Here is a 24,186-nt window from a genome sequence, read left to right on the forward strand (position 1 = left end):
GTGCCGTGAGGTGGGCCGCAGCGTCGAGGATGCGGCGATGGTGGCTGTTGCGGCGCTAGGGAACGATTTCGAGCTGCGCCATCATGCCGATCCACGAGTGTTCGAGGAAGTGGCAGTGGTAGACGTAGCGGCCGGTGTAGCCGGTGAACGTCGCCTGGACCTTCACCGTCTCGCCCGCGGTGATGGGGATCGTGTCCTTCAGGCCCGCGTCGCCGGGCCTGGGCGGGCCGCCGTTGCGTTCCAGGACGCGGAACTGGACCAGGTGCAGGTGGAAGTTGTGCTTGACGCCGGTCGGGTCGGAGCTCTTGATCAGCCAGGTCTCGGTGGTGCCGCGTTTGATGGTGAAGTCGACGCGGTCCATGTCGAAGACCTTGCCGTTGATCACGCCGTCGGGGCGGTCGTTGGGCTTGAAGACGAACGACAGGTCGACCACGCGGTCCACTGTGGACAGCGGCATCGCGGGTAGTGGACGCAGGGTTGCCGGAACGCGGCTCTGGTCGGTGGCACGGCGGACCACGTCGAAGCGGAGGATCTCGCCCGCCACGGCGTCGGTCAGGACGACCTTCGAGCCGATCGGGTACTTCGAGAAGTCGATGACGACGTCCGATCGTTCGGCCGAGGAGAGGACGAGTTCCTCTGTTTCCACCGAGTTCGCGAGCAGGCCGCCGTCGGAGCCGATGCGGGTGAACCTGTCGCCGGTCAGCTTGAGTTTGAAGACGCGCTGGTTCGCGGAGTTGATGAGGCGGAAGCGGTACTTGCGGGCGGCGACCTCGAAGTAGGGCTGCGGGACTCCGTTGGCGAGGACCACCGTGCGTTTGGTCGGGTCGTCGAAGACGACGATGTTGCCGCTGTCGTCGAACTGGATGTCGCGCAACAGGATCGGGATGTCGTAGGCGCCGGACGGCAGGTTGAGCGCGCGTTCGGAGTCGTCCTCGATGACGTAGGCGCCGTGCAGTCCCAAGTAGACGTGGGCGGCTTCGGTGCCGTGGCTGTGGTCGTGGTACCACAACGTCGTGCCCTGCTGGCTGTTCGGGTAGAGGTAGAGGCGGGAGCGGCCGGGTTCGACGACGTCCCTGGGGTGACCGTCGTGCTCGGGTGGCACGTGGCCGCCGTGCAGGTGGATGTTCGCGGCCTCGTCCATCTTGTTCTGCACCATGATGAGGGTCTTGCGGCCTGTCTTGGCCCTGATCGTCGGGCCGACGAACTGACCGCCGAAGCCCATGACCGGCGACTTCAGGCCGGGCAGGATCTCGGCGGTCGTGCGTTCGATCGAGAGCTGGTAGATCTCCTGTTTCGCTGTGGACACCAGTGGCCTGAGCACGGGCGGCACTGGCATCGGGCGTGTCCACGGCACTATTTCCGGTTTTGTTCCCGTTAAGACTTTCGACTCCTGGAACTCGTGCTCACCGTGCGCCGAGTCCCCGTGACTTTGAGCCGGTGAAAGCAGTTGTGGCACACCGAAAACACCTGCCGCGAGACCTCCCGCGGCAAGCACACCTCGCCTGTTGAGCATCGTTGATCCCCTTGGCACGACGGCTGAACGCGGCGGAAACCTACGCCGGACAGTCAGGGGGAACACCTAGTCTCAAGAGGCCAGCGCGGCTTTCACCGAGCGAGTGAGGTCGTCGGCGAGCACTTCCTCATCACCGTTCTGAATCGCTTGCAGCACTTGGGAAACGACATCCCCTGGGGTGATCTTGGGCGCGTCGACGGAGGACGCCATGTCCGTGTCGATGGATCCGGCGTGCACGGCGACGACACGAGTTCCCTGCTCACGCAACAGTTCCCGGGTCGACTTGGTCAACGACCACGCTGCCGCCTTGGACGCCGCGTAGCCGCGCGCACCCGGCCAGCCGACGAAGGACAGGACACTCAGGACGTTGACGAGGACGCCGCCGCCATTGGCTTTCAGAATGGGTGCGAACTCGTCCGTCGTGCGGACAAGACCGTAGAAATTGACGTCGAACTCCGTCTTGATGCTGTCGACATCCCCGCCCCCGACGAGCACGCCGGCGTTGTTGATCACGATCGAGACGTCTCCGAGCTCCTTCGCCGCGGCCGCGACGGACGCGTCGTCGGTCACGTCGAGCTGGACCGGGATGACGCCGTCGTCCACAACGGACGCCGGGTTGCGCGCACCGGCGTAGACCTTCGCTCCCCGCCTCACGAGCTCCTGGGCGAACACCCGGCCGAGACCGCGGTTGGCCCCGGTCACCAGCACTGCCGCACCGTTGAAGTCCATCACTACCTCCTAAGTTGGAATTCCAAACCGACTGTAGCGAGGTAAGTTGGATTTGCCAACTCACTGCTAGGATGGCCTCATGGCCCCTCGAAGCTGCTCCGTGGCGAACGCGCTGGAGGTCGTCGGCGAACGCTGGTCGCTGCTCGCGATGCGCGAGGTGTTCTTCGGCAACACCCGCTTCGACCAGATCGCGGCGAACACGGGCGCGTCCCGCGACGTGCTCGCCGCGCGCCTGAAGAAGCTGGTCGGCGCCGGCGTGCTGGAGAAGCGCCAGTACTCCGACCACCCGCCGCGGCACGAGTACCACCTGACCGACGCGGGCCGGGCGCTGCACACCGTGCTGCTGATGCTCAAGGAGTGGGGCGACGCCTACGTGACCGAGGGCCCGCTGCCCCTCGTCTGGGAACACTCGTGCGGCCACACGCTGGAGCCGCGCGTCGTGTGCGCCCACTGCGGCGAGGAGGCGACCTCGGAGTCGCTGACCAGCGCCGCGGTGGCGTCGTGACGCCGCAGGAGGACCTGGCCGCCCGGCTGGAGGCGCTGCGCCAGCAGCTCGGCGCGACGTGGATGGTCGGGTTCGAGAACTTCGACGTCGGCCATCCGTTCATCGAGGTGCTGGAGGGGCCGACGTACCGGCTCACGGCCTGCGAACGCGGGAAGCCGGTGTTCGCGAAGGAGACGACGAAGCTCGACGAGATCCTGTACTGGGCGACGTACGAGGTCACGTGGTCGATGGCGTACTCGTGGGCCGTGCAGCACCCCGTCGAGGACGAGGAGCAGCGGTTCACGGCGTTCCGGCGCCAGGAGGAGCTGCTGACCACGATCGACCCGCGGTGGGCGGAGCAGGCGCGAGCGTCACGACCAAGCTGAGGAAGTCGGCGATGCGTTCGTCCAGGTCGTTGTGGCGGCGGTTCGCGCGGCGCCGCAAACCTTCACGCGCTCGACGATCCTGGACGACGACAGCGGTCCATCGCGGGGCGCTTCATCCACCACGTGCCGACGGACGAGCCGAGCGTCCCTCCGAAGGTGGACATGGTCGACACCGTGGCGGCGATCATCGCGTCGGGCTTCGACGTCGACATCGAGCTGTGGGAAGGTCCAGGCCGGTGCGACACCGACAAGTGCCAGGGTGCGCCAGACACCGCGCCCGCGCTGCACTGGCACGTCGACACGGGGAACTGGCTGGTGCTCGGCTTCGAGCACGTCGGCGGGCGGCATCCGGACTTCTCGCCGGGGTCACCGGACATCGCGCCGACCACAGAAGCCGTGCGTGAGCTGCACGCGAAGCTCACCCCGTGCCCTGCGAAGGTGGCGAACTTCGCCGGGCACTGGCGGCAGCTGTCCGCGTGGCAGCGGATCGAGTCAGACGACGTCGATCCGTGGACCCGGCAGCACCTCGACCGGTGTGGCTGTACAACGTGCGCAGGGGCAAGCCGTGCGGGCTGGCGGACGTTGCGCGGTGGTGGACCCGGCACCGAGTAGGTTGATCGGTATGAGCGAGGACGACGCGGACGAGTTCGCCGAGGACGACGACTTCGAGGACGAGGAAGACGCCGACGACCTCTTCGCCGTCACGCCCGAACCGCGCACGGTGTGCCACCTGTGCGGCGGGGCTAGCTACATCGCGGCGCCCACGCTCGCGATCATCGGGGGCGCGCCGCGGACCGTGGACAACGGGCGGGAGTGCCCGCACTGCAGCGGCGCGCGGACGTTCAACGGGCTGGTGCCGCCGCTCTAGCTGCCGTTCGCTCGGTGCCAGGCGAGGAAGTCGCTGACCGGCATGCGGGCGATCTCCTCGCCGATCACGTCGAGGGCCAGGTCCGAGGAGCGTTTGAAGCGGACGCACGACTTGCCCATGTCGAGCTTCTTGCCGGTGGTCGCGTACCTGGCGCGGAACGACTCCTCGCCGGGGCCGTTCACGGTGGTGAGGTAGACGGAGAAGTAGTTCTTCTGGGCGGCCAGGGCCACGTAGCTGAGGGGCTGTTTGTTGTAGGTCGGGCCGCTCACCTCCAGCGGCACGTACCAGGTGATCATTCCCCACAGCATGCCCTCGACGTAGCCGTCGGGGAGGTGGGCGAGGATGACGTCGCGCACAGCGGTGACCTCGGCGCGCCGCTGATCAGGCAGTTCGGCGAGGTACTCGGCGACCGTCGAGGCTTTGCTCTGCACCATGCGCGTACGGTAATCGCTCGTGGAGGTCCTGACCCGAGCCCAATGGCACGAACTACGCGAGGCGCACGTCGCTCGTATGCGCCGGTTCACGGGTCCCCACCAGGAACGGAAGCTTCGCAAGGAGAAGCATCCGGTGATGGACTTCCTCTTCACGTACTACAGCCATCGGCCCGTGCGGCTGGAACGGTGGCATCCGGGGCCGGGCGTCGTGCTGGAGGACGCGGCAGAGTACCTGGAGTTTCCGCACTACAAGGCCACGGCGGACGGCGTCACGCTGGACGTGGACGGCTTCCTCGGGCAGCGGGCGAAGACCGTGGAGTTCGTGCAGGCGCTGCTCACGGCGACGCTGAGCAGGCCGGCGCGGCTCGGGTGTTTCGGGTTGCACGAATGGGCGATGGTCTACCGGCAGGAGCCCGAGGAGATCAGGCACAACGCGTGGCCGCTGCGGCTCGGCAGTGAGGGGACCGATCGGGTGGTGGAGACCAGCCGGATCCAGTGCGGGCACTTCGACGCGTTCCGGTTCTTCACGCAGCCCGCGCGGCCGCGCAACACCATCCAGCCGACGCGGGAGGACCAGGTCGCGAACGAGCAGCCGGGGTGCTTGCACGCGAACATGGACCTCTTCAAGTGGGCCTACAAGATGGAGCCCGCCACCCCGTCCGACCTGGTCGCCGACTGCTTCGAACTGGCCGCTGACGTGCGGGAACTCGACATGCAGGCATCGCCGTACGACCTGGCGCGGCTCGGGTACGAACCGGTGCCGATCGAGACCGCGGACGGCCGGGCGGAGTACGCGCGCCGGCAGGCTGCGTTCGCCGAGCGGGCGCGACCGTTGCGAGAACGGCTCGTCTTCGTGTGCCAGTCGATACTTACAGTGACTTCACTTCGCTGACGGAGTTCACCTGTTAGCGTGATTGGCGGTCGTCGGGGGCCGCTGAGTAGTTGTGAGGGATCGATGTCTCGACACCGCGCGCTGCGGGCGAGGGTGCGGCGCGGGATCGCCAAGTGGCCCGTGCTCATCGTCGTGTTCGTCGTACTGATCGGCCTCGGCTGGCTCGTCTTCTCGTGGGCCGGCGGGGTGCTCGACAGCCGCGCCAGGGCGTTGGCCCAGAACTGCAGCGAGGGCAACTCGGTGCTGCGCGTCGCCGCGACGCCGAGTGTCGCCGGGGCCGTTGCGGACGTCGCGCGCGCATGGAGCGCCACGCGGCCCGTCGTCTACGACCACTGCATCGCCATCGAGGTGACGTCGGCGGACTCGGCGGCCGTGCTGGACGGCCTGACGACGAAGTGGGACTCGGACAAGCTCGGCGGGCGGCCGCACGCGTGGCTGCCCGACTCGACGCTGTGGGCGAACCGGCTGAGCGCGCTCAACGCGAAGCTCGTCGGGGCGGCGCCCAAGTCGGTCGGGACCTCACCGGTGCTGCTGGCGGCACCGGAGGCGGCGGCGCCCGTGCTGAAGGACTTCCGCTGGTCGAACCTGCCGGAGGTGACGGACTGGAGCAAGTTCGGCCAGTCGTGGGGCCGGTTCAGCGTCGCGATGCCCGACCCGGCCGCGAACACGGCGTCCGCCCTCGCGATCCAGTCGGCGCTGGCGGACGGCAAGGGACCGGTGACGGCGGAGTCGCTGGGCTCCGAGGCGTCGAAGGCGAAGCTGACGAAGCTCGCCGCCACGGTCCCGCCAGAGGTGCCGCCGACGACGCGCGAGGCGTTGCGGCGCCTGGGTGACAGCGCGACGGTGAACGCGGCAGGCTTCAGCGTCACTCCAGTGTCCGAAGTGGACCTCTACAAGCACAACACCGGCAAGGAAGCGCCGTCGAAGCCGCTCGTGGGCGTGCTCCCGGTCGGTCCCACGCCGGTGGCGGACTTCCCGTACATCGCGTTGGGAGGCCCGGAGGTCGGGGAGGCGGAAGTGCGTGCGGCGCAGGCGTTCCGCGAGTTCATGACCCAGCCCGCACAGCAGAAGATCCTCGCATCCGGCGGACTGCGGGTCGAGTCCACTCAGAACCGTCCGTCGCCCTCCCCCGGCATCGCCTGGGCCGCCGTCACGGAGAACCTCGTCGCCGCGGACGCGACCACCACGCAGCAGATCTCGTCGGCCTGGGCGTCGGCGGACCGCGGCGGGCAGGTCGTGACGGTGCTGACCGACGTGTCGACGTCGATGAAACCCCGGCTGGACAAGGTGAAGGCCGCGCTGCGCGGTCAGGTCGACAGATCGGTGTCCGGGTCGTTCGGGCTCTGGGAGTTCGCGCGCGATCTGGACGGGTCGAAGCCTTACAAGCAGCTGGTCGCGACCGGGGCGGTGACGGAGAAGCGCGATGCGTTGCGTCGTTCGATCGACGGGCTCAAGACTTCTGACGGTTCGCAGCTCTACACGTCGTTGGCGGCCTGCTACGAGACGGCGCACGACGGGTTTGTGGCTGGGCGGATCAACCGGGTCGTGGTGATCACCGACGGTACCTCGGACGGTGGGATCGACCTGGCGGCGCTGAAGAGTCGGCTGCACGGCGAGGATCTGGCGGTCAGCTTCATCGCTATCGGTGGTGAGGTCGACAAGGATGCGTTGACTGACATCGCGCAGACGACTGGTGGGTCGGTGTCTGTGGTGGAGAACGCTGACGGGATCGATGCGGCGCTCGGTCAGGTGTTGTCGACGAAGGCCTGACCGCTGTCAGACCAGCTCCCTAGGATTGAAATTGGGGGAACCCGGCCGACGCCGTGTGTGTGGTGCGCGGCCATCGGGCACTGCGCGGCCATCGGGCACTGCGCGGCCATCGGGCACTGTGCAGCCGCGCAGGGGAACCGTGCAGCCGCAGGGGAACCGTGCAGCCACGGCGGTCGTTGCTCCCGCATGGGGGAAGCAAGGATTCTGGTCGCCTCAATGCCGTTCGCCGGCCACGTAGGCGCAATGGCTGCGGTGTCGAACGAACTCGTCAAGCGCGGCCACCACGTCGTGGTCCACACGGGCGCGAAGTACCGCCACAAGTTCGAAGGCGCCGAGTGGCTGCCGTGGAGCCACGCGCCCGACTTCGACGACGCCGACCTCGCCAAGGTGTTCCCGAGCGTCAAGGACGGCAAGGGCATGCGGGCCGACTTCGCGAACTTCCGCGACGTGCTGATCGGCACGGGAGCCGCACAGGCACGGGACGTCCTGGAGACCGGCTTCGACCTCGTCGTGACGGATCACCTGGCGTTCGGGGCCGCGCTGGCCGCCGAGATCAGGCAGGTGCCGTGGGTGACGGTCGCGGTCACACCGCTGGTGGTCAGCAGACCGCTGGCCAGGCTCGTGTCAGGGTTGATCGTCGACGGGATGTTCACCCGCATGCGCGCGGAGGTCGGCCTGAAGCCGAAGCCCGGCGCGCTGGAGGCCTTCTACTCACCGGAACTCGTGATAGCACAAGGGGTTCCCGCGCTGGAGACCGTGCACCCACCACACCAGGTCCGGTTCGTCGGGAGGTTGATCAGCCCGCCGAAGCCGACCGCACTGCCCGAGTGGTGGCCGGACCTCGACAACCGCACCGTTGTGCACGTGACGCAGGGGACGCTGGAAACCGGCGCGGACGACCTGTTGAAGCCCGCGATCGAGGAGCTGGCCGGGCACGACGCGCTGGTGGTGGCAACGACCGGGGGTGCGGCCATCACCACGCTCGGGAAGTTGCCGGACAACGTCAGGGCCGCTGAGTTCATCCCGCACGACCTGTTGCTGCCGCGGACCGACGTGATGATCACCAACGGCGGGTGGGGTGGGGTGCTCGCCGCGATCGAGGCTGGGGTGCCGCTCGTCGTGGTGCCGGGGTCGCTGGACAAGCCTCAGGTGGCGCGACGGGTGGTGCGGGCGGGGGCCGGAATCGCCAGGAGGAGGCCGGAGGGACTCAGGAAGACGGTCGATCAGGTGCTGTCGGAGCCGCGCCACCGGGAGCGTGCCGAGGAGCTGGGGCGGCAGGTCAAGGCTGCCGGTGGCGCGGCCAGGGCCGCGGAGCTGGTCGAGGTGCTCAGGCGACGTTGAAGCGGTCCGGGTCCGGGCCGGTTCGGGTGCCGTTGTCCAGTTCGGCGATGACCGTCATGTCGTCGGGGGCCAGTTCGAAGTCGAAGATGTCGATGTTCTCCTTGATCCGGTAGGGCGTGACGGACTTCGGGATCACGACGTTGCCGAGTTGGATGTGCCAGCGCAGCACGATCTGGGCCGGGGTCTTGTCGTACTTCTCGGCCAGGGCGGTGATGTCGGGCTTGTTCAGCAACGCGCCCTGGGCCAGCGGTGACCAGGCCTCGGTCACGATGCGGTGCGTGACGTGGACCTTGCGCATCTCTTCCTGCTGCAGCAACGGGTGCAGCTCGATCTGGTTCACCGCCGGGGTGGTCGGGAACTCGTCGAAGAGCCGCTGCAGGTGTGGCGTGTGGAAGTTCGAGACGCCGATGGCGCGCACGCGGCCGTCGGCATAGAGCTGCTCGAACGCGCGCCAGGTCTCGGTGTACAGGTCGCGGGACGGGGTCGGCCAGTGGATGAGGTAGAGGTCGAGCACGTCGCGGCGCAGGCGGCGCATGCTCTCGTCGAACGCGCGCAGGGTCGAGTCGTAGCCCTGGTCGGAGTTCCACAGCTTGGTCGTGATGAACAGGTCGGGGACGCCGGCGATGGCGTCGCCGACTCCGGACTCGTTGCGGTAGGCGGCGGCGGTGTCGATGCTGCGGTAGCCGGCTTCGATCGCGGTCGTGACCGCACCGGCCACCTGGTCCTCCGGCACCTGGAAGACGCCGAAGCCGAGTTGCGGGATCCGTACTCCGTTGTTCAACGAGATCAGCGGAACCATGCGCGTAGCTTGGCATCGTTGTAGACGTCCTGCATCGCCTTGATGGTGTCGATGATTTCGTGTCTCAACTCGTTTGGAGCGATCACCTCCACGTCCGGGCCGAATTTGAGCAGGTCAGCGACGGCGTGACGAGTCGATTCGGTGGGGAAACCGAACTCCTCGCCCGGTTTTGGCGCCATCTCCCTGATGACACGCGCCTGGTGGCCGCTCAGCAGGTACTGGGTCTTGTCGAGGCCCGTCTGGGTCATGCGGACGACGACGCGCTCGCCGTACATGCGTGCCTCGAACTGCTCCGACCACTCGGCCCAGTACCGCGCCAGGTCGAAGTCCTCCGGCCGGTCGAAGGTGGCGTCGAGGGCCTGCAGGGCTTGGACGCGGGACACGCGGTAGGTGCGGCCGCTGCCGACGAAGTACCAGGTGCCGGCCTTCAGGACCAGACCGTACGGGTCGACCTCGCGCGCGACGGTCTGGTTGCCCCAGCGCTGGTAGGTCATGCGCACGCGACGCTGCTCCCACACCGCGTCGGCGATCGTGGCGAGGTGGTCGGTGGGTTCGTCGCCGCGGAACCACGTCGGGGTGTCCAGGTGGAAGCGCTGGCGGATCTGCTCGGCACGCGAACGCAGTTCCGTCGGCAGCGCGGCGAGGAGCTTGAGCTGGGCCGCGGCGGCGAACTCCTTGAGGCCCAGCTCCTCCGCGGGTCCCGGCAGGCCTGCCAGGAAGAGCGACTGGGCCTCGGCGCCGGTCAGGCCGGTCAGGCGGGTGCGGTAGCCGTCGATTAGCTGGTAGCCGCCGCTGGGACCGCGGTCGGCGTAGACGGGGATGCCGGCGCCGCTCAGGGACTCGATGTCGCGGTAGATAGTGCGGGGCGAGACCTCGAGTTCGGTGGCCAGTTCGTCCGCCGTCATCCGACCCCTCGACTGGAGGAGCAGGAGGACCTGGATGAGCCGGCTGGACTTCATCTTCTAAACCTGACACGAACTGTCAGGATCTGCCAGCAGAGTGGTCCGCATGAAGGCAACCGGAACCATCGAAGTGAAGAGCTGGGACGAGAACACCTGGGACGGCCGTCCCTACAAGGAGGTCGAGGGACGCAAGCTCACCGAGGCACACGTCCAGTTCGTCTACACGGGCGACGTCAACGGCATCGGGAACTGCCGCTACCTCATGTCCTACGGCGACGACGTGGCGTGGACGACGGCGTTGGAGGAGATCACGACCGACGAGGGCACGCTGGTGCTGCGGCACGTCGGCGCGTATCGCACCGGCGTCGAGGCCGTGATCGAGATCCTGGACGGCACCGGCGCCTACGCGGGCGCGCGAGGTGCGGCGACGATCGACTGGGCGGAGGATGGCAGCGCCACCTACAGCCTGGACTATGAGGTCTGACGATGACCAACGCCCCCGTCTACGACGCGACCAAGCAGCGGATCACCGAGCTGGTTCGGGACAGAGATCCGCAGACGCCGGTGGCGGCGACCCCCGGCTGGTCGGTCAAGGACGTGGTGGCGCACCTCGCCGGCGGTCTGCGTGATTTCGTGGACCGCCGGTTCGACGGTGTCGAGTCGGGCGAGTGGGGCGAGCGGCAGGTCCGCGACCGGCGCGCCAACTCGCTGGACGACGCCTTCGCCGAGTGGGACGCGAACAGGGAGCTCGCGGAGCCGTTGTTCGACACGCCGATGGGGTCCGTGCTGATCTCCGAGGTGGTGCAGCACGAGCACGATCTCCGCGCGGCGCTCGACGTGCCCGGCGACCGCGACGGCGTCGCCGTGCGGGCGGCGTTGACGAAACCGTTGCAGCAGCTGGATCAGCGGATGCGGGAGAACTCCGTGCCCGCGTTGCGGATCTCGCTGGAGCACGGCGATCGGGTGCTCGGGGCCGGTGAGCCGGCCGGGACGTTGCGGACCACGTCGTTCGAGCTGATGCGGGCCATCGGCGGGCGGCGGTCGGTGGACCAGATCAAGGCGCTGGACTGGGACGGGGATCCGGACACCTGGATGTCCTCACTCGCGTTGTTCGGGCGGCACCGGCCGGAGCCGTTCGAGGAGTAACTTGCCCCGGCGTGAGCGACTGGCTGATCGACACGAGGAACTCGTACGACACGGTGGCTGTCAGTTACGCCGACCGCACGCGGGATCTGCTGGCCGGGCTGCCGCATCTGCGGGCGGCGCTGCGGTTGTTCGCGGAGCAGGTGCGCGGGCCCGTCGCCGACGTCGGGTGCGGGCCGGGCACCATCACGGCGCGGCTGCACGAGCTGGGGGTCGACGCGTTCGGGATCGACCTCTCCCCCGCGATGATCGAACTGGCTCGGCGCAGCCATCCCGGGCTGCGGTTCGAGGTGGGGTCGATGACCGAGCCGCTCCCCGAGCCGGTCGGCGGGATCATCGCCTGGTGGTCGTTGATCCACGTGCCGGACGACGTGGTGCCCACCGTGTTCGGCCACTTCCGGGAAGCGCTGCGGCCCAACGGGTTGCTGCAGGTCGGCTTCCACGTCGGCGACGAGACGCGGCTGAAGACGCAGGGCTACGGCGGACATCCGATGCGGGTGCACGTTCATCTCCGCCGGCCGGAGCGCGTCGCGGAGTGGTTGCGGGAGGCCGGGTTCACCGTCGAGGCGCAGTGGCTGCTCGGCGAGGACGGCGCGGTCGTCTTCGCCCGGCGCGAATGAGACCATCTGCCGGTGAGTGACCAGATCTGCCAGCGGTGCGGCGAGGCCGTCGAGCTGAGCCAGGAAGACTACGAGATCTTCGAGCGGATGCACTTCGAGTGCTTCCACTTCGCGTTCGAGCACGACCTGCACAAGCCGGGCGCTGCTGAGGACGAGGACTGCGGCGACCCGGTCTGCCCTGCCGGTGCATGAGAAAGGGGCGCACCCCCGAGTGCGCCCCTGTCCCTTCTACCCAGATCAGCTGCCGTAGGCCGAGAGCGGCGGGCAGGAGCAGACCAGGTTGCGGTCGCCCTTCGCACCGTCGATGCGGCGGACCGGCGGCCAGATCTTCGGAGCACCCGTGCCTGCCGGGTAGACGGCCTCCTCGCGGGTGTACGGGTGGTTCCACTCGCCGACCGTCACACAGGCCGCGGTGTGCGGGGCGTTGCGCAGCGGGTTGTCCTCGACGGGCCACTCGCCCGCGCCCACGCGGTCGATCTCGCGCTTGATGGCGATCATGGCGTCGATGAACCTGTCGATCTCGCCGAGGTCCTCGGACTCGGTGGGCTCGACCATCAGGGTGCCGGCGACCGGGAACGACATCGTCGGGGCGTGCAGGCCGTAGTCCGCCAGCCTCTTCGCCACGTCGTCGACCGTCACGCCGGTGGCCTTGGTGATCGGGCGCAGGTCGAGGATGCACTCGTGGGCCACGAAGCCGCCCTCACCGGTGTAGAGGACCGGGTAGTGCTCGTCGAGACGACGCGCCACGTAGTTCGCGGCCGCCACGGCGGTCAGGGTCGCGCGGCGCAGACCGTCGCCGCCCATCATCCGCACGTAGGCCCACGAGATCGGCAGGATCGACGCGGAACCCCACGGGGCGGCGGAAATCGGGCCCACGCCCGTCTCCGGGCCCGCGGTGGGCTGCAGCGGGTGGTTCGGCAGGAACGGCGCGAGGTGCGAACGCACGCCGATCGGGCCGACGCCGGGGCCACCGCCGCCGTGCGGGATGCAGAACGTCTTGTGCAGGTTCAGGTGCGAGACGTCCGAGCCGAACTTGCCGTAGCGGGCGAGGCCGATCAACGCGTTGAGGTTCGCGCCGTCGACGTACACCTGGCCGCCCGCGTCGTGGACCAGGCCGCAGACCTCGCGGACCGTGTCCTCGTACACGCCGTGGGTCGACGGGTAGGTGATCATGATTGCGGCGAGGTCGTCGGCGTGCTCGGTGACGGTCTCGCGCAGGTGACCCATGTCGATGTTGCCCTTGTCGTCGCACTTCACGACGACGACCCGCATGCCGGCCATGACGGCGGACGCGGCGTTGGTGCCGTGCGCGGACGACGGGATCAGGCAGACGTCGCGGTCGGCGTTGCCGTTCGCGCGGTGGTACGCGCGGATCGCCAGCAGACCGGCGAACTCACCCTGCGAACCGGCGTTGGGCTGCAGCGACACCGCGTCATAGCCGGTGACCTCGGCCAGCCACGCCTCCAGGTCGGAGACGATCTTCAGCAGACCGCGAGCGTCCTCGACCGGGGCGAACGGGTGCAGGCCGGAGAACTCCGGCCACGTGATGGACTCCATCTCCGCGGTGGCGTTCAGCTTCATCGTGCAGGAGCCGAGCGGGATCATGCTGCGGTCGAGCGCGACGTCCTTGTCCGACAACGCACGCAGGTAACGCAGCAGCGCCGTCTCCGAGCGGTGCGCGTGGAACACCGGGTGCGTCAGGTAGTCCGACGTGCGGCGCAGGTCGGCGGGGATGCCGTCGGCGGTGTCGGCGTCGATCGCGTCCACATCGGACCCCGTGACACCGAAGGCTTCCCACACCGCGAGGATGTGCGCACGCGTGGTCTTCTCGTCGCACGCGATCGCCACGACGTCGGCGTCGACCTGACGCAGGTTGATGCCCGCGGCACGAGCCTTCTCGACCACCGCGGCGGCCTGGCCCTCGACGCGCACCTGGACGGTGTCGAAGAACTCGCCGTGCACGACGTCCAGACCGGCCTCGCACAGACCCGTGGCGAGCACGGTGGCCAGGCGGTGCACGCGCGTCGCGATCGCCCGCAGACCCTCGGGGCCGTGGTAGACGGCGTACATGGACGCGATCACGGCCAGCAGCACCTGCGCGGTGCAGATGTTCGACGTGGCCTTCTCGCGGCGGATGTGCTGCTCACGCGTCTGCAGCGCGAGGCGGTAGGCCAGCGAGCCGTCGGCGTCGACCGAGACACCGACGAGACGGCCGGGCAGCTGACGCTCCAAACCGGATCGGACGGCCATGTACCCGGCGTGCGGGCCACCGAAGCCGATCGGAACGCCGAAGCGCTGGGTGGTGCCGACGACGACGTCCGCGCCGATCTCACCCGGCGGGCGCAGCAGCGTCAGCGCGAGCAGGTCGGCGGCGACGACGGCCTGCGCACCGGCGGCGTGGATCTCTTCGATCAACGCGGCCTGGTCGCGCACCACACCGGACGCGCCGGGGTACGACAGCAGCACTCCGAAGAAGTCACCGCCCAGGCCGAGACCCTCGATGCCCTGCGACAGGTCGGCGACGACGATCTCGATGCCGAGCGGCTCGGCGCGCGTCTCGATGACGGCCAGCGTCTGCGGCAGCGTGTCCGCGTCGACGACGAACTTGTTCGACTTCGACCGACCGGCGCGGCGCACCAGCGTCATCGCCTCGGCGGCCGCGGTCGACTCGTCCAGCATGGACGCGTTCGCCACCGGCAGGCCGGTCAGGTCGCCGACCATCGTCTGGAAGTTCAGCAACGCCTCCAGCCGGCCCTGCGAGATCTCCGGCTGGTACGGCGTGTACGCGGTGTACCAGGCCGGGCTTTCCAGGACGTTGCGCAGGATCACGCCCGGCGTCACGGTGTCGTAGTAGCCGAGGCCGATCATCTGCGTCATCGGCCGGTTCTGGGACGCGAGCTCACGCAGCTCGGCGAGCGCCTCTGTCTCGGTGGCGGGGACGGGCAGGTCGAGCACGAGGTCGCGCTCGTGGATGGACGACGGCACCGCGTGCTGCGCCAGCTCCTCCAGCGAGCCGACGCCGATGACGTCGAGGATGCGCGCGAGCTCGGCCGGCCGCGGACCGACGTGGCGGTCGGCGAACGGGGTGCCGTGCTCGAGAGCGGCGAGCGGAATGCGGTCCTGCGTCATCAAACGCCTCCGGGGGCTGCGGGCACACGTGTCCTGTGCCCTCCCCACTCTGTCCGTACCCGCTACACGGGCGCCTGAGAGGTTCACCCCGGCGCGAACCAGGGCTTTCACCGTCGGCGGGATCTCGGGAGATCCACTTTCCAGAGGCGTCTCACTCACGCGGTCCTGGGTGCCTGAGAGGTTCCCGGGGAGGGATTTGCTCCTTCGGCGCCGGGCTCGAAACCCGGTCTCTCCCGCCTGAGTTCAGCGACTACCCGCGAAGAATACCCGCAGGCAGCCCCCCTAGTACCCAGAGACGCGACCTACGTCTCAACCGCGAGACTTCGCAGCACCCTGCCGACGGGGTCCAGCAGGTCGTCCCGCAACGCGACCAGCAAGTGTGAAGTCCCCACCACGTCGTCGCCGCGCCGGGCCGCGACGAGCTTGGCGCCCTCGATGAACCGCTCGACCCCGGCGCCGGTCGCGGCAGGCAACGTGGCCGGGTCCACTCCGGCCGCCCGCAGCGCCGCCGCCCCGCCGGAGGAGAACTCCTGCCGCAACCGCCGCCCGGCAGCAGTCAGCTGGTGGTCGACCGCGAGCACCGCCGCCACCAGGTCCGCCGCCGTTTCCTGACGCCCAGCGGCCACCGCGAACCTCTTCGCCTCCATTCGCACGACGTTCAGCACCGGTCCGCCCGTGCTCTGGCGACGCATGACGAACCGCGTCAGCCACCGCATGGTGCCGCTACCGGACTCGCCCGCCAACGCCCCAGCCTGGCGCAGCAGCCACACCGCAGAAGAGTCTTCCGGTTCCGCGGCCTGCCGCACGGCCTCGATCGTGGCCTCGGTGTCCACGCGGAGAACGCTGAACAGGTCGGCGGCGCGTCCGGTCGGCCGCGACAGCAACGCCACCGAGAGATGGGTCGTGGTCAGCACGCCGTCGCCGGCCTCGGCGATCGCCGCTCGCAAACACCCGTCCAAGGCACAACTCACCGGCAGCACGGACTCGATGTGCGTGTGGTGGTGGGCAGTGCGCATCAGCGCGGTGACGTCCGGGCCGGACAGGGCCGCGCCACCCTCGTCACCGGTCCAGTCCCTGGCCATCGCCTGTGCCCGCACCGACTTGACGCCGAGCCTGCGGCCGCGGCCGATCGAGTCCGCCAGGGCGATCAGCAGGTGCTCGGTGCCGACGAAGCCGGACTCGAGCCGCGACGCCTGCCGCACCGCGTCGGCCAGCACCTTCAGAACCTGCCAGGAGGGTGTGCAAATCACGAGCTCGACGCTAGGGAACAGCGCGATCCGCACGCTTCTGCCGACCGGCCACACGGGACGGCCAGTCGGCCACGATCAGCCGGTCGCGCGCTCGCGGCGGCGACGGGCCAGCTCGTCCTCCGTCATGGGAGCGATCTCGACGCCGTCCGCGCGTTCGGCAGGGAACTCGTGGATCGTGCCGCTGATCTCCCGCATGGCGCCGGAGACCGCGATGCCGAACACGCCCTGACCGCCCTGCAGCAGGTCGACGACCTCTTCCGGCGACGTGCACTCGTAGACGGTCGTGCCGTCCGAGAACAGCGTGATCTTCGCCAGGTCCTGCACGCCGCGGCGGCGCAGGTGGTCGACCGCGACCCTGATGTTCTGCAGCGAGACCCCGGTGTCCAGGAGTCGTTTGACGACCTTCAGGACCAGGATGTCCTTGAAGGAGTACAGCCGTTGGCTGCCTGAACCGTGTGCCATCCGCACCGTCGGAGCGACGAGGCCGGTCCTGGCCCAGTAGTCGAGCTGCCGGTAGGTGATCCCCGCGATCTGGCACGCCGCGGGCCCCCGGTAGCCGACGAGTTCGTCCGGCAGCGAGGAGTCCGGGAACAGCTCACCTTGCTGCCCGGATTCGGCCCGAACGGGCGCTTCCTCGACCACGCCTGCCTCCCCTCGCCAACGGCCACGAAATCGATGGCCGTCAAGCCGCTACGTCAGCTCGCGCAAACCAGCGACGTCCACTCGAGTTCGACGGTAAGACCGGTCAGAGGGCAGGTCAACGCGACGCGCGGGGAGTGTCGACCCTCAACCTCAGGTAGAGAGTCATACCGTCACCCGAAGTGGGACGTTCAGGTGACGTTTAGTGATCGTTTAGCGAGCAAATCGAGCGGAAAGTAGCCCGAAAGAGCGACATTTGGAGGGGTTACGCCGATTCCAAACGAGACGGACAGCGACACCCAGCAAATCAGGTGTCAGCGCCCCGGCAGTGCCTATGTGTCCGCTCCGCGGAAGTCCTCCGGCGAGACCGAGTCGAGGAACTCGCGGAACTTCTCCACCTCGTCCTCCTGCTCGTCCGGGATGATGAGGCCCGCCTCGGCCAGCACGGACTCCTCCGCGTGGATCGGCACCCCGACGCGCAACGCCAGCGCCACCGAGTCCGAGGGCCGCGCGGACACCCGCACGTCGCCGTCGAACACGAGCTCGGCGAAGAACGTGCCCTCCTGCAGGTCGGTGATGCGCACCTGTTCGAGGTTGCGGCCCAACGCGCCGATGACGTCCTTGAGCAGGTCGTGGGTGAGGGGCCGGGCAGGGCGGACGCCCTGTTGTTCGAGAGCGATGGCCGTGGCCTCGACGGAGCCGATCCAGATCGGCAGGTACCGCTCGCCCTCGGTTTCGCGCAGCAGGAGGATCGGCTGGTTCTGGGGCAGCTCCACCCGGACGCCCACGACGCGCATCTCGCTCATCGGGTCTCGCCTCCCTCTGACTCGTTGGGGAGTACCCGGTTCTTCTCCCGAGCATCCCCCGGCGTATGCGTTCGACGCTACCCGCCAAGCGGGCCGTGTGCTCAATCGTTGCGGGCAGAACGTGATCAAGATGATTGCCGCAGACCCGCTCTCACCAACAACGTGTGCAACGAGGTGAACAGGTCGGCCAATTCCCGGACCGTCTCGGGATCTGAGAAAGACTTCAGCAGAACCACCTCGTGGTCCGCTGCAGCGCGAACCGCGCGCAGGTGTTCGCGCTCGACGCCGAGTCCGGTCATCGTCCGGACAGTGCGGAGCGCGGTGATGTCGTCGGTGGTGAAACGGCCACCGGGGCCGGGGCGCAGCAGACCGTCGCGTTCCAGCTGGGAGAGCTGTTCGGCGCTGATTCCGGTCTGGGCCAGCAGATCGGCCCGCGACACCGAGCCCGAGTCCGCCGGGGCGGAGTCGAGCTGGTCGCGGATCACCTTGAGCGGCAGGTACCTGTCGCGTTGCGCGGACAGCACGAACCTCAGCCTCTCGACGTCCGCCGCGGAGAACTGGCGGTAGCCGGAGGTGGTGCGTGCCGGGCGGACCAGCCCCTCCGCTTCCAGGAAGCGGATCTTGGAGATGGTGACATCGGGGAACTCGGGGCGAAGCTGCGAGAGCACCGCCCCGATGCTCAGTCCCCCACGTTGTGGCCGCCCGGCCGTCACGCGTCAGGCTCCCGCGGAGCCAGGACCCGTCAGGAAGACGAGACGGAACTTGCCGATCTGGACCTCGTCGCCGTTCGCGAGGACGGCCTGGTCGACCGGCTCGCGGTTGACGTAGGTGCCGTTGAGGCTGCCGACGTCGATGACGACGAACTCGCCGCTCTCCCTGCGAAACTCGGCGTGGCGGCGCGAGACCGTCACGTCGTCCAGGAAGATGTCGCTGTCGGGGTGGCGCCCTGCGCTCGTCGTGTCGCGGTCCAGCAGGAACCGGGAACCGGCGTTCGGGCCGCGCTTCACCACGAGCAGCGCGGAACCGGCGGGAAGGGCGTCGACGCCGGCAACGGCCGGCTCCTGCGCGGGCGCCTCGGCGCCTTCGACCTCTGCGAGGAAGTCCGCCCGGAAGACGGAGGTCCGCTCCGGGGACTGCTCCGGCGGAACGCCTGGGCCGTCGTTCGTGCTCACCTGAGCTCTCCTCCTGCTGCTGGATCCGTCACTTCCCGTAAAACCTATCGCGTTCGGGTCGTCGCCCTGAGCGCGGCTCCCCTTCCGGCCGAAGATCCGGCGAAAGATCGACGTCACTCCTTCTCCACCAACGCCTTGTACCCGTCCGCGTCCAGCAGGCCTTCCAGCGCTTCGGGGTCGCTCACGCGGATCTCGACCATCCAGCCTTCACCGTACGGGTCGCTGTTCACCGAGTCGGGTGCCTGCACCAACGCGTCGTTGATGGCGACGATCTCACCGTCGAGCGGCGAGTAGAGGTCGGACACGCTCTTCGTGGACTCGACCTCCCCGAACGTGTCGCCCGCCGAGACGGTGTGGCCGACCTCGGGCAGCTGGACGAAGACCACGTCACCGAGCTGTTCCTGGGCGTAGTCGGTGATGCCGACGCGCACGGTGTTCTCGCCCGTGCTGGCGACCCACTCGTGCTCCTCGGTGTAGCGAAGCTCCTCGGGAATCAACTGACTGCGCTCCTCGTGCTGAACCTGTATGGGGTGATCTTTTCACGCGGCCTTGCCGGGAGTGACCCGCAGGGCCAGGAAGAACTGGTAGACGTACAGCAGCGCCGACCACAGGTAGAGCGCTCCGCCCCAGGCCGTGAACGCGTAGGCGAACGGCTGGGCGACCTGCGCCCAGCCGGAGTCGCCCTGCGCGAGCAGCAGCAGGGGGAACGCGTACAGCAGGTTGAAAGTCGCGGCCTTGCCCAGGTAGGTGACCTCGAACGGGCCCCAGCCCCGCTGACGCAGGACGAGCAGGCAGATGCCGACGACGACCTCTCGGCCCACGAGCACGAGAGCGATCCACAGCGGCACGATGTCCCTGACCACGAACGCCAGCAACGTGCAGAACACGTACAGGCGGTCGGCGGCGGGATCGAGCAGCGCGCCCAGCTTGCTGGTCTGGTCGAGCCAGCGGGCGAGCTTGCCGTCCAGCCAGTCGGAAAGCCCCGCGAAGACGAGGACGAGCAGCGCCCAGCCGTCCGCGCGGGGTCCGAGCAACAGGTACAGGAAGAGCGGAACACCGGCCAGCCGCAACACGCTGAGCAGGTTCGGAATCGTCAGCAGGCGATCAGCCGGATCACGCACACCCGCACTCTAAACGAGTGACTGCGCACTGGCTGCCGGATGGCGTCACGGCTCGCTGTGCGTCTGGTTGCGGGTCTGTGCGGGAAGTTCGTTTCTTGCGGGTTTCTTGGTCAGACCGTCTGGGTGAATGTCCAGCCGCGGCGCTGCATCTCGGCGCCGGTGATGGCGTGAGGGCGGCCTCGGTCGTCCCGGCCCACCCAGCGAGCGCGAAAACCCTCGAGCACGTACGCGTGACCCCGGCTCCACACCACGCTGCACGGCGTGGTCGGCAGCTCCGCGGCCTGCTGCGGCTGGGCTTCCGTGGCGGTTCTCATTTCAGTCCCTCCGTGACATCAGGGATGTCGTGCACCGGGGCTCCGGCGTTATCCCTGGGAACGAATTCTGGCCGACTGTGGTTCAGAACACGTGTCCTATTTGGGTCCTTAGCGTTAACTGGGTCGGACGGCGCGCCGAGCTGTTCGGGCCCGAAGCGGACCGGATGAACGGGTCATTGCTGACGCAACCGTTCGTCGTACGGCGACGACCGCACAACGTTTGCGACGTATCGGTCTGGCCTAACCTCCGCTGGTGGAACAGGTGAAGTTCGGTGGTGAGCTGATCTCCCGGTTGATGTCGCACCTGTGCGAACGCCTTCCCGGCTGCCGCGGCGTGGGCCTGAGCGTGTGGCCGGACGGTGCGGTGATCAGGGCGGTCGGGGTCGCGGAAGAGCTGGACCAGGCCCAGGTGGACCGGCGGGAGGGACCGCTCGTCGACGCCTCCCGCGACGAACGGCAGGTAACCGGCAAGGTCGGCGACCTGGACGTCGTGGCGGTGCCGGGCAGCTGGGGAAACGGCGGTCCGGTGGTGCTCACCGTGTACCTGGACCACCCGCCGCGGGTGGAGGACCTCAAGGCCATCGAGGAGATCGAGCCGCTCGTCGCGACGGCCGCCGCGGTGGTCGAGTTCTGCGCCGGCGAGGTCCTCAGAGCCGACCAGATGGTGCGGATGGTGCAGCACCGGCGTTACATCGAACAGGCCAAGGGGCTGCTCATGGGAGCCCGGCCGTGCCCACCGGGGGACGCCTTCGAACTGATGGTGCGGGCGAGCCAGCACGCCAACGTGAAGCTGCGGGACATCGCCATAGCGCTGGTCCTGGTGGCGTGCGGGGAGCTGGAGGACGCCGACGACATGACGATGCCACCGAAAATCGCCTACGACACGGCGCAACGGTTGTGGGAGGCGCTGCACGTTTGAGTCACTATCGCGTTGGGTAAGGACTCCTCGACCTGTCCTGTGGTGCTGCCTCTCCCGTACGGTTGGGGCTGCAGCGGTTGAGCCAGCAGCCGCGTCGGGGCCGCTGCGGTAGCGGCTCCCTGGGTGCGAGAGGGAGAACATCAGTGACTGTGCAGGACCCGCGAGCTGAGCAGACCATCGCACTGTCGGCGAGCCAGCCGGCGGCCGGTGTCACGGTGCTCGCCGTGTCCGGCGAGGTCGACATGGTGTCCGCGCCCGCGTTGCGCGACGCCCTGGTCAACGGCCTTGCGGACGGCGGCACTTTTGTCGTGGACATGACCGGCGTGACCTTCCTCGGCTCCGCCGGGCTGGCGGTGCTGGTGGAAGCGGCGCGGCTGGCGCCGCAGCAGTCCGCGGCTCTCAAGGTCGTGGCCACCGCGCGGGCGGTGACGCGGCCTCTGGAGGCCACCGGCCTCGGTGAGGTGTTCAGCGTGCACGAGTCCGTGGACGCCGCCCTCAGTGCCTAGAGAACGTCCGGGCGCTGGTTCATCCGGACGGTGAGGTCCGGACGGTGAGGCGGTTTCCCGCCGCCTCGAGGGCCTCGGCGACGGCGTGGAGAGCGTGCTGCACACCGGCCCTGTCCTCGCCCAACCGGGTGAGGTCGACGGTCAACGGCACCGTGCCGCCGCGTGCGGCCGTGCTGAGCGTGCGCCTGAGCGACGGTCCGGCCTCCGCGGGCACGTTCCCCCGGACGACCGCGACGACGCCGGAGGAGGTCTCGTACACGTGCACTTCGCAGTCGGGTGTGGCGCCTGGCCCGAGCGCCACCGGAGAACGGGCGCGGCGCAGTCGCACGGTCGTGCCGCTCGCCGAGCGGTTGATCGCGACCTCGTCCACGCTCTCCCGCATGAGCAGGAGTCCCCGGCCGCGCGTGGTGAGCGCCGGCGGCGGCACACGCCACTGGCCGTGGTCGGTGACGTCGATGCCGACCGAGCCGTCGTGCGCGATCTGCGCGCGTACCTCGACGGTGCCCCGCGCGGGCGCCGGGTACGCGTGCTCCACGGAGTTGTTGACCGCTTCGCTGACCGCGAGGACGAGATCGCTCGCCTCGTCGTCGTCGAAACCGCTGTCCTGCAGCCATTCACGCAACTGGTGGCGCACAGGCGCCACCTCGCGTGCTTCTGCGGGGAAGCGGAGGGCCAGGAAGTCCTCGTGCACCAGCACAACGCTCCTCCCCTGGGTTGCCTCTGCCAGGTGATTTCCCAGGCGGCGCGGCCAATACACGTGTGAAACGAATTCGAATCGGGTACGGCAATGACATGCCGGCCTTCAGCAGAACGGACAACGAGGTGGGTGTGACGCAATTGTCAGGGGTCGAACTGCGGATGGCCGCGGATCCCACGCAGCTGTCCATCGTCCGAGCCGTCGCGGCGGACATCGCCATGAGGCAGGACTTCGACCTCGACTCGATCGAGGACCTGAAGCTCGCCGTCGACGAGACGTGCTCGACGCTGATCACGCTGGCCGATCTGGACGCCGTGCTCAGCTGTCATTTCGCGGTGGACACCGCCGGCGCGGTCCGGGTGTCGGCGAAGGTCGCCGCGAAGTCCGCCGGCGGGCCCGACGAGGGCAGCTTCGGGTGGCGCGTGCTGACCGCGCTCGTCGACTCCGTGGAGACCAGAGTCGAGGAGACCGAAGGGTTCGTGGTCCACATCGGCCTCGTGAAGTCCTCGGCAGGGGCGGTGGATGCGTGACGGGCTCGGAGGAGGCGACCACGACCTCCCCTGCCGAGGAGAAGAAGACCTCGCAGGGCGGTGATTACGACCACCTGGCCCCGCTGTTCGCCGAGCTCGCGGCGACCCCCGAGGGTCCGTCGAGAGACGCGCTGCGCGACCGGCTGGTCACCGAGCACCTTCCGGTCGCCCAGCACATCGCGCGCCGGTTCGGCCACCGCGGCGAACCGCACGAGGACCTGGTGCAGGTCGCGACGGTCGGCCTGATCAACGCGGTCGACCGGTTCGACCCCGAACGCGGCTCCGACTTCCTGTCGTTCGCCGTGCCGACGATCATGGGCGAGGTCCGGAAGTACTTCCGCGACTCCAGCTGGTCGGTCCGGATGCCACGGCGGCTGAAGGAGCTGCACCTCGCGATCAACGCGGGCACCTCGCGGCTGTCGCAACAGCTGGGCAGAGCGCCGACACCGTCGGAGCTGGCCGACCACCTTGGACTGTCGCGCGACGAGATCCACGAAGGACTCGCGGCCGGAAACGCTTACCAGAGCGCGTCTCTGGACGACATGCTGATGTCGGAGGACTCGTCCATCTCGCTCGGCTCGACGATCGGCGAGGAAGATCCCGAGATCGCGATGATCGAGCAGCGGGAGGCGCTGCACCCGTTGCTGCAGAAGCTGCCGGAGCGGGAGCGCAAGATCGTGATCATGCGGTTCTTCGGGAACATGACGCAGACGCAGATCGCGCAGAAGGTCGGGATCTCGCAGATGCACGTCTCGCGGCTGCTGGCGAAGACGTTGCGGCAGCTGCGAGACGTGCTCGAGGAGTGAGGGCCACCTGACGCCGGCGCACGTTCACCGTCGATGAAGGGAACCTTTCTCCACCTGAGGTGCAAAGGTTCCCTTCATCGACGTAGTCGGCGGCCCGGCTAGCTGGCGACGCGGACACGGACGCGGCGCCGGGCCGCGGCGATGATCTGGCGCCGCTCGTCCTCCCCCATACCGCCCCACACCCCGTAGGGCTCCTGGGCCTCGAGCGCGTGCTCGCGGCACTGCTCGAGCACCGGGCAGTGCGCGCAGATCGCCTTCGCCTTCTCCTCCCGCGCGGCCCTGGCGTAGCCGCGTTCGTTGTCGGGGTGGAAGAAGACGGCGCTGTTCTGGCCGCGGCACAGCCCTTCCATCTGCCAGTCCCACACGTCGGTGACCGGCTTGGGCAGACGGGTCGTGCAGGTCATCGCGACTCCCTT

The 24,186-nt window shown here is 68.7% G+C and carries 31 protein-coding genes and 1 riboswitch; of the genes, 15 read left to right on the plus strand and 16 right to left on the minus strand.

Going from position 1 to position 24,186, the window contains the following annotated elements:
* Positions 1–55 precede the first annotated feature (55 nt).
* A complete protein-coding gene (locus JOD27_RS43360; protein ID WP_239571616.1) occupies positions 56–1,336 on the minus strand; it encodes a multicopper oxidase family protein in 1,281 nt (426 codons plus the stop codon).
* A 249-nt stretch (positions 1,337–1,585) separates the two neighbouring features.
* Positions 1,586–2,242 carry an SDR family oxidoreductase gene (locus tag JOD27_RS43365; protein WP_204768231.1) on the minus strand — a complete coding sequence of 219 codons (657 nt, stop codon included), beginning with the start codon at positions 2,240–2,242 and terminating at the stop codon, positions 1,586–1,588.
* Positions 2,243–2,321: 79 nt separating this feature from the next.
* Here JOD27_RS43365 and JOD27_RS43370 point away from each other — a divergent pair, with 79 nt between their 5' ends.
* From JOD27_RS43370 to JOD27_RS43385, 4 genes are all read left to right on the plus strand, one after another.
* Positions 2,322–2,747 carry a winged helix-turn-helix transcriptional regulator gene (locus JOD27_RS43370; RefSeq protein WP_204768232.1) on the plus strand — a complete coding sequence of 142 codons (426 nt, stop codon included), beginning with the start codon at positions 2,322–2,324 and terminating at the stop codon, positions 2,745–2,747.
* Entirely contained in the window at positions 2,744–3,112 is a 369-nt protein-coding gene (locus JOD27_RS43375) for an Imm63 family immunity protein (RefSeq protein ID WP_204768233.1), read from the plus strand. The genes JOD27_RS43370 and JOD27_RS43375 overlap by 4 nt, the downstream gene beginning before the upstream one ends.
* A gap of 162 nt (positions 3,113–3,274) precedes the next feature.
* A complete protein-coding gene (locus JOD27_RS43380) occupies positions 3,275–3,724 on the plus strand; it encodes a hypothetical protein (RefSeq protein WP_204768234.1) in 450 nt (149 codons plus the stop codon).
* 10 nt (positions 3,725–3,734) lie between these two features.
* The gene (locus tag JOD27_RS43385; RefSeq protein WP_204768272.1) at positions 3,735–3,980 is read left to right on the plus strand and encodes a hypothetical protein; all 246 of its coding nucleotides are present in this window, start codon (positions 3,735–3,737) and stop codon (positions 3,978–3,980) included.
* Here the strand turns inward: JOD27_RS43385 and JOD27_RS43390 are convergent.
* Entirely contained in the window at positions 3,977–4,414 is a 438-nt protein-coding gene (locus tag JOD27_RS43390) for an iron chaperone (protein ID WP_204768235.1), read from the minus strand. The two genes, JOD27_RS43385 and JOD27_RS43390, sit on opposite strands and share 4 nt — an antisense overlap.
* 76 nt (positions 4,415–4,490) lie before the next feature.
* Here JOD27_RS43390 and JOD27_RS43395 point away from each other — a divergent pair, with 76 nt between their 5' ends.
* From JOD27_RS43395 to JOD27_RS47060, 3 genes are all read left to right on the plus strand, one after another.
* Complete coding sequence (locus tag JOD27_RS43395; RefSeq protein WP_239571647.1) at positions 4,491–5,306, plus strand: 3-methyladenine DNA glycosylase; 816 nt, start codon at positions 4,491–4,493, stop codon at positions 5,304–5,306.
* Between the two features lie 63 nt (positions 5,307–5,369).
* Positions 5,370–7,076 carry a substrate-binding domain-containing protein gene (locus tag JOD27_RS43400; RefSeq protein WP_204768237.1) on the plus strand — a complete coding sequence of 569 codons (1,707 nt, stop codon included), beginning with the start codon at positions 5,370–5,372 and terminating at the stop codon, positions 7,074–7,076.
* 252 nt (positions 7,077–7,328) lie between these two features.
* Entirely contained in the window at positions 7,329–8,417 is a 1,089-nt protein-coding gene (locus JOD27_RS47060; RefSeq protein ID WP_204768238.1) for a glycosyltransferase, read from the plus strand.
* On the opposite strand, the gene JOD27_RS43410 is transcribed toward JOD27_RS47060, so the two are convergent.
* A complete protein-coding gene (locus tag JOD27_RS43410; protein WP_204768239.1) occupies positions 8,404–9,216 on the minus strand; it encodes an aldo/keto reductase in 813 nt (270 codons plus the stop codon). The genes JOD27_RS47060 and JOD27_RS43410 overlap by 14 nt on opposite strands.
* Positions 9,204–10,175: a helix-turn-helix transcriptional regulator gene (locus JOD27_RS43415; RefSeq protein ID WP_204768240.1), complete on the minus strand. Its 972-nt coding sequence runs from the start codon at positions 10,173–10,175 to the stop codon at positions 9,204–9,206. Before JOD27_RS43415 ends, JOD27_RS43410 begins: the two co-directional genes overlap by 13 nt.
* A gap of 49 nt (positions 10,176–10,224) precedes the next feature.
* Between JOD27_RS43415 and JOD27_RS43420 the strand changes: the two genes are divergently transcribed.
* From JOD27_RS43420 to JOD27_RS43435, 4 genes are read left to right on the plus strand one after another with little or no spacing between them, the layout of a single operon-like run.
* A complete protein-coding gene (locus tag JOD27_RS43420) occupies positions 10,225–10,602 on the plus strand; it encodes a DUF3224 domain-containing protein (RefSeq protein ID WP_204768241.1) in 378 nt (125 codons plus the stop codon).
* Between the two features lie 2 nt (positions 10,603–10,604).
* Positions 10,605–11,264 carry a maleylpyruvate isomerase family mycothiol-dependent enzyme gene (locus JOD27_RS43425; protein ID WP_204768242.1) on the plus strand — a complete coding sequence of 220 codons (660 nt, stop codon included), beginning with the start codon at positions 10,605–10,607 and terminating at the stop codon, positions 11,262–11,264.
* Positions 11,265–11,275: 11 nt separating this feature from the next.
* The gene (locus JOD27_RS43430; RefSeq protein WP_204768243.1) at positions 11,276–11,881 is read left to right on the plus strand and encodes a class I SAM-dependent methyltransferase; all 606 of its coding nucleotides are present in this window, start codon (positions 11,276–11,278) and stop codon (positions 11,879–11,881) included.
* A 12-nt stretch (positions 11,882–11,893) separates the two neighbouring features.
* The gene (locus JOD27_RS43435) at positions 11,894–12,073 is read left to right on the plus strand and encodes a hypothetical protein (RefSeq protein ID WP_204768244.1); all 180 of its coding nucleotides are present in this window, start codon (positions 11,894–11,896) and stop codon (positions 12,071–12,073) included.
* 45 nt (positions 12,074–12,118) lie between these two features.
* On the opposite strand, the gene gcvP is transcribed toward JOD27_RS43435, so the two are convergent.
* The 9 genes from gcvP to JOD27_RS43480 all read right to left on the minus strand — a co-directional run bounded on the left by gcvP (position 12,119) and on the right by JOD27_RS43480 (position 20,312).
* Positions 12,119–15,010, minus strand: coding sequence for an aminomethyl-transferring glycine dehydrogenase (gene gcvP, locus JOD27_RS43440; protein WP_204768245.1), 2,892 nt, complete (start codon positions 15,008–15,010; stop codon positions 12,119–12,121).
* 150 nt (positions 15,011–15,160) lie between these two features.
* Positions 15,161–15,256: riboswitch (glycine riboswitch) on the minus strand.
* A gap of 56 nt (positions 15,257–15,312) precedes the next feature.
* The gene (locus JOD27_RS43445) at positions 15,313–16,260 is read right to left on the minus strand and encodes a Clp protease N-terminal domain-containing protein (protein WP_204768246.1); all 948 of its coding nucleotides are present in this window, start codon (positions 16,258–16,260) and stop codon (positions 15,313–15,315) included.
* Between the two features lie 75 nt (positions 16,261–16,335).
* Positions 16,336–16,902 carry a MerR family transcriptional regulator gene (locus JOD27_RS43450; protein WP_109637263.1) on the minus strand — a complete coding sequence of 189 codons (567 nt, stop codon included), beginning with the start codon at positions 16,900–16,902 and terminating at the stop codon, positions 16,336–16,338.
* 329 nt (positions 16,903–17,231) lie between these two features.
* Positions 17,232–17,705, minus strand: a complete 474-nt coding sequence (locus JOD27_RS43455) for a bifunctional nuclease family protein (RefSeq protein WP_030468959.1) — start codon at positions 17,703–17,705, stop codon at positions 17,232–17,234.
* Positions 17,706–17,830: 125 nt separating this feature from the next.
* Positions 17,831–18,388, minus strand: a complete 558-nt coding sequence (gene ftsR, locus JOD27_RS43460; protein ID WP_204768269.1) for a transcriptional regulator FtsR — start codon at positions 18,386–18,388, stop codon at positions 17,831–17,833.
* A 33-nt stretch (positions 18,389–18,421) separates the two neighbouring features.
* Positions 18,422–18,877, minus strand: a complete 456-nt coding sequence (gene garA / locus JOD27_RS43465) for a glycogen accumulation regulator GarA (RefSeq protein ID WP_030468957.1) — start codon at positions 18,875–18,877, stop codon at positions 18,422–18,424.
* 113 nt (positions 18,878–18,990) lie between these two features.
* Positions 18,991–19,374 carry a glycine cleavage system protein GcvH gene (gene gcvH / locus JOD27_RS43470; protein WP_204768247.1) on the minus strand — a complete coding sequence of 128 codons (384 nt, stop codon included), beginning with the start codon at positions 19,372–19,374 and terminating at the stop codon, positions 18,991–18,993.
* 42 nt (positions 19,375–19,416) lie between these two features.
* Complete coding sequence (gene clsA, locus JOD27_RS43475) at positions 19,417–19,998, minus strand: cardiolipin synthase ClsA (protein WP_204768248.1); 582 nt, start codon at positions 19,996–19,998, stop codon at positions 19,417–19,419.
* 110 nt (positions 19,999–20,108) lie between these two features.
* Positions 20,109–20,312, minus strand: a complete 204-nt coding sequence (locus JOD27_RS43480; protein ID WP_204768249.1) for a hypothetical protein — start codon at positions 20,310–20,312, stop codon at positions 20,109–20,111.
* Between the two features lie 253 nt (positions 20,313–20,565).
* Between JOD27_RS43480 and JOD27_RS47065 the strand changes: the two genes are divergently transcribed.
* Both JOD27_RS47065 and JOD27_RS43490 read left to right on the plus strand, forming a co-directional pair.
* Positions 20,566–21,231 (plus strand): ANTAR domain-containing protein, encoded by a 666-nt coding sequence (locus tag JOD27_RS47065; protein ID WP_204768250.1) that lies wholly within the window; start codon positions 20,566–20,568, stop codon positions 21,229–21,231.
* A gap of 143 nt (positions 21,232–21,374) precedes the next feature.
* The gene (locus JOD27_RS43490; RefSeq protein WP_307830665.1) at positions 21,375–21,737 is read left to right on the plus strand and encodes an STAS domain-containing protein; all 363 of its coding nucleotides are present in this window, start codon (positions 21,375–21,377) and stop codon (positions 21,735–21,737) included.
* 19 nt (positions 21,738–21,756) lie between these two features.
* Here the strand turns inward: JOD27_RS43490 and JOD27_RS43495 are convergent, their stop codons facing one another.
* Positions 21,757–22,434, minus strand: a complete 678-nt coding sequence (locus tag JOD27_RS43495; RefSeq protein WP_204768251.1) for an ATP-binding protein — start codon at positions 22,432–22,434, stop codon at positions 21,757–21,759.
* 131 nt (positions 22,435–22,565) lie between these two features.
* Here JOD27_RS43495 and JOD27_RS43500 point away from each other — a divergent pair, with 131 nt between their 5' ends.
* Complete coding sequence (locus tag JOD27_RS43500) at positions 22,566–22,964, plus strand: ATP-binding protein (protein ID WP_307830666.1); 399 nt, start codon at positions 22,566–22,568, stop codon at positions 22,962–22,964.
* A complete protein-coding gene (locus JOD27_RS43505) occupies positions 22,961–23,770 on the plus strand; it encodes a SigB/SigF/SigG family RNA polymerase sigma factor (RefSeq protein WP_372441810.1) in 810 nt (269 codons plus the stop codon). The genes JOD27_RS43500 and JOD27_RS43505 overlap by 4 nt, the downstream gene beginning before the upstream one ends.
* A gap of 98 nt (positions 23,771–23,868) precedes the next feature.
* Here JOD27_RS43505 and JOD27_RS43510 read toward each other — a convergent pair whose 3' ends face one another.
* Positions 23,869–24,174, minus strand: a complete 306-nt coding sequence (locus JOD27_RS43510; protein WP_204768253.1) for a WhiB family transcriptional regulator — start codon at positions 24,172–24,174, stop codon at positions 23,869–23,871.
* Positions 24,175–24,186 lie beyond the last annotated feature (12 nt).

The organism is Lentzea nigeriaca, from assembly GCF_016907955.1.
Lineage (GTDB): Bacteria > Actinomycetota > Actinomycetes > Mycobacteriales > Pseudonocardiaceae > Lentzea > Lentzea nigeriaca.

Excerpts from the sequence above, each read along its gene's own strand:
- JOD27_RS43360 (WP_239571616.1), bottom strand. The coding sequence starts at position 1,336 with ATGCCAGTGCCGCCCGTGCTCAGGCCACTGGTGTCCACAGCGAAACAG.
- JOD27_RS43365 (WP_204768231.1), bottom strand. The coding sequence starts at position 2,242 with ATGGACTTCAACGGTGCGGCAGTGCTGGTGACCGGGGCCAACCGCGGT.
- JOD27_RS43370 (WP_204768232.1), top strand. The coding sequence starts at position 2,322 with ATGGCCCCTCGAAGCTGCTCCGTGGCGAACGCGCTGGAGGTCGTCGGC.
- JOD27_RS43380 (WP_204768234.1), top strand. The coding sequence starts at position 3,275 with ATGGTCGACACCGTGGCGGCGATCATCGCGTCGGGCTTCGACGTCGAC.
- JOD27_RS43385 (WP_204768272.1), top strand. The coding sequence starts at position 3,735 with ATGAGCGAGGACGACGCGGACGAGTTCGCCGAGGACGACGACTTCGAG.
- JOD27_RS43390 (WP_204768235.1), bottom strand. The coding sequence starts at position 4,414 with ATGGTGCAGAGCAAAGCCTCGACGGTCGCCGAGTACCTCGCCGAACTG.
- JOD27_RS43395 (WP_239571647.1), top strand. The coding sequence starts at position 4,491 with ATGCGCCGGTTCACGGGTCCCCACCAGGAACGGAAGCTTCGCAAGGAG.
- JOD27_RS43400 (WP_204768237.1), top strand. The coding sequence starts at position 5,370 with ATGTCTCGACACCGCGCGCTGCGGGCGAGGGTGCGGCGCGGGATCGCC.
- JOD27_RS43410 (WP_204768239.1), bottom strand. The coding sequence starts at position 9,216 with ATGGTTCCGCTGATCTCGTTGAACAACGGAGTACGGATCCCGCAACTC.
- JOD27_RS43415 (WP_204768240.1), bottom strand. The coding sequence starts at position 10,175 with ATGAAGTCCAGCCGGCTCATCCAGGTCCTCCTGCTCCTCCAGTCGAGG.
- JOD27_RS43420 (WP_204768241.1), top strand. The coding sequence starts at position 10,225 with ATGAAGGCAACCGGAACCATCGAAGTGAAGAGCTGGGACGAGAACACC.
- JOD27_RS43425 (WP_204768242.1), top strand. The coding sequence starts at position 10,605 with ATGACCAACGCCCCCGTCTACGACGCGACCAAGCAGCGGATCACCGAG.
- gcvP (WP_204768245.1), bottom strand. The coding sequence starts at position 15,010 with ATGACGCAGGACCGCATTCCGCTCGCCGCTCTCGAGCACGGCACCCCG.
- JOD27_RS43455 (WP_030468959.1), bottom strand. The coding sequence starts at position 17,705 with ATGAGCGAGATGCGCGTCGTGGGCGTCCGGGTGGAGCTGCCCCAGAAC.
- JOD27_RS43480 (WP_204768249.1), bottom strand. The coding sequence starts at position 20,312 with ATGAGAACCGCCACGGAAGCCCAGCCGCAGCAGGCCGCGGAGCTGCCG.
- JOD27_RS43510 (WP_204768253.1), bottom strand. The coding sequence starts at position 24,174 with ATGACCTGCACGACCCGTCTGCCCAAGCCGGTCACCGACGTGTGGGAC.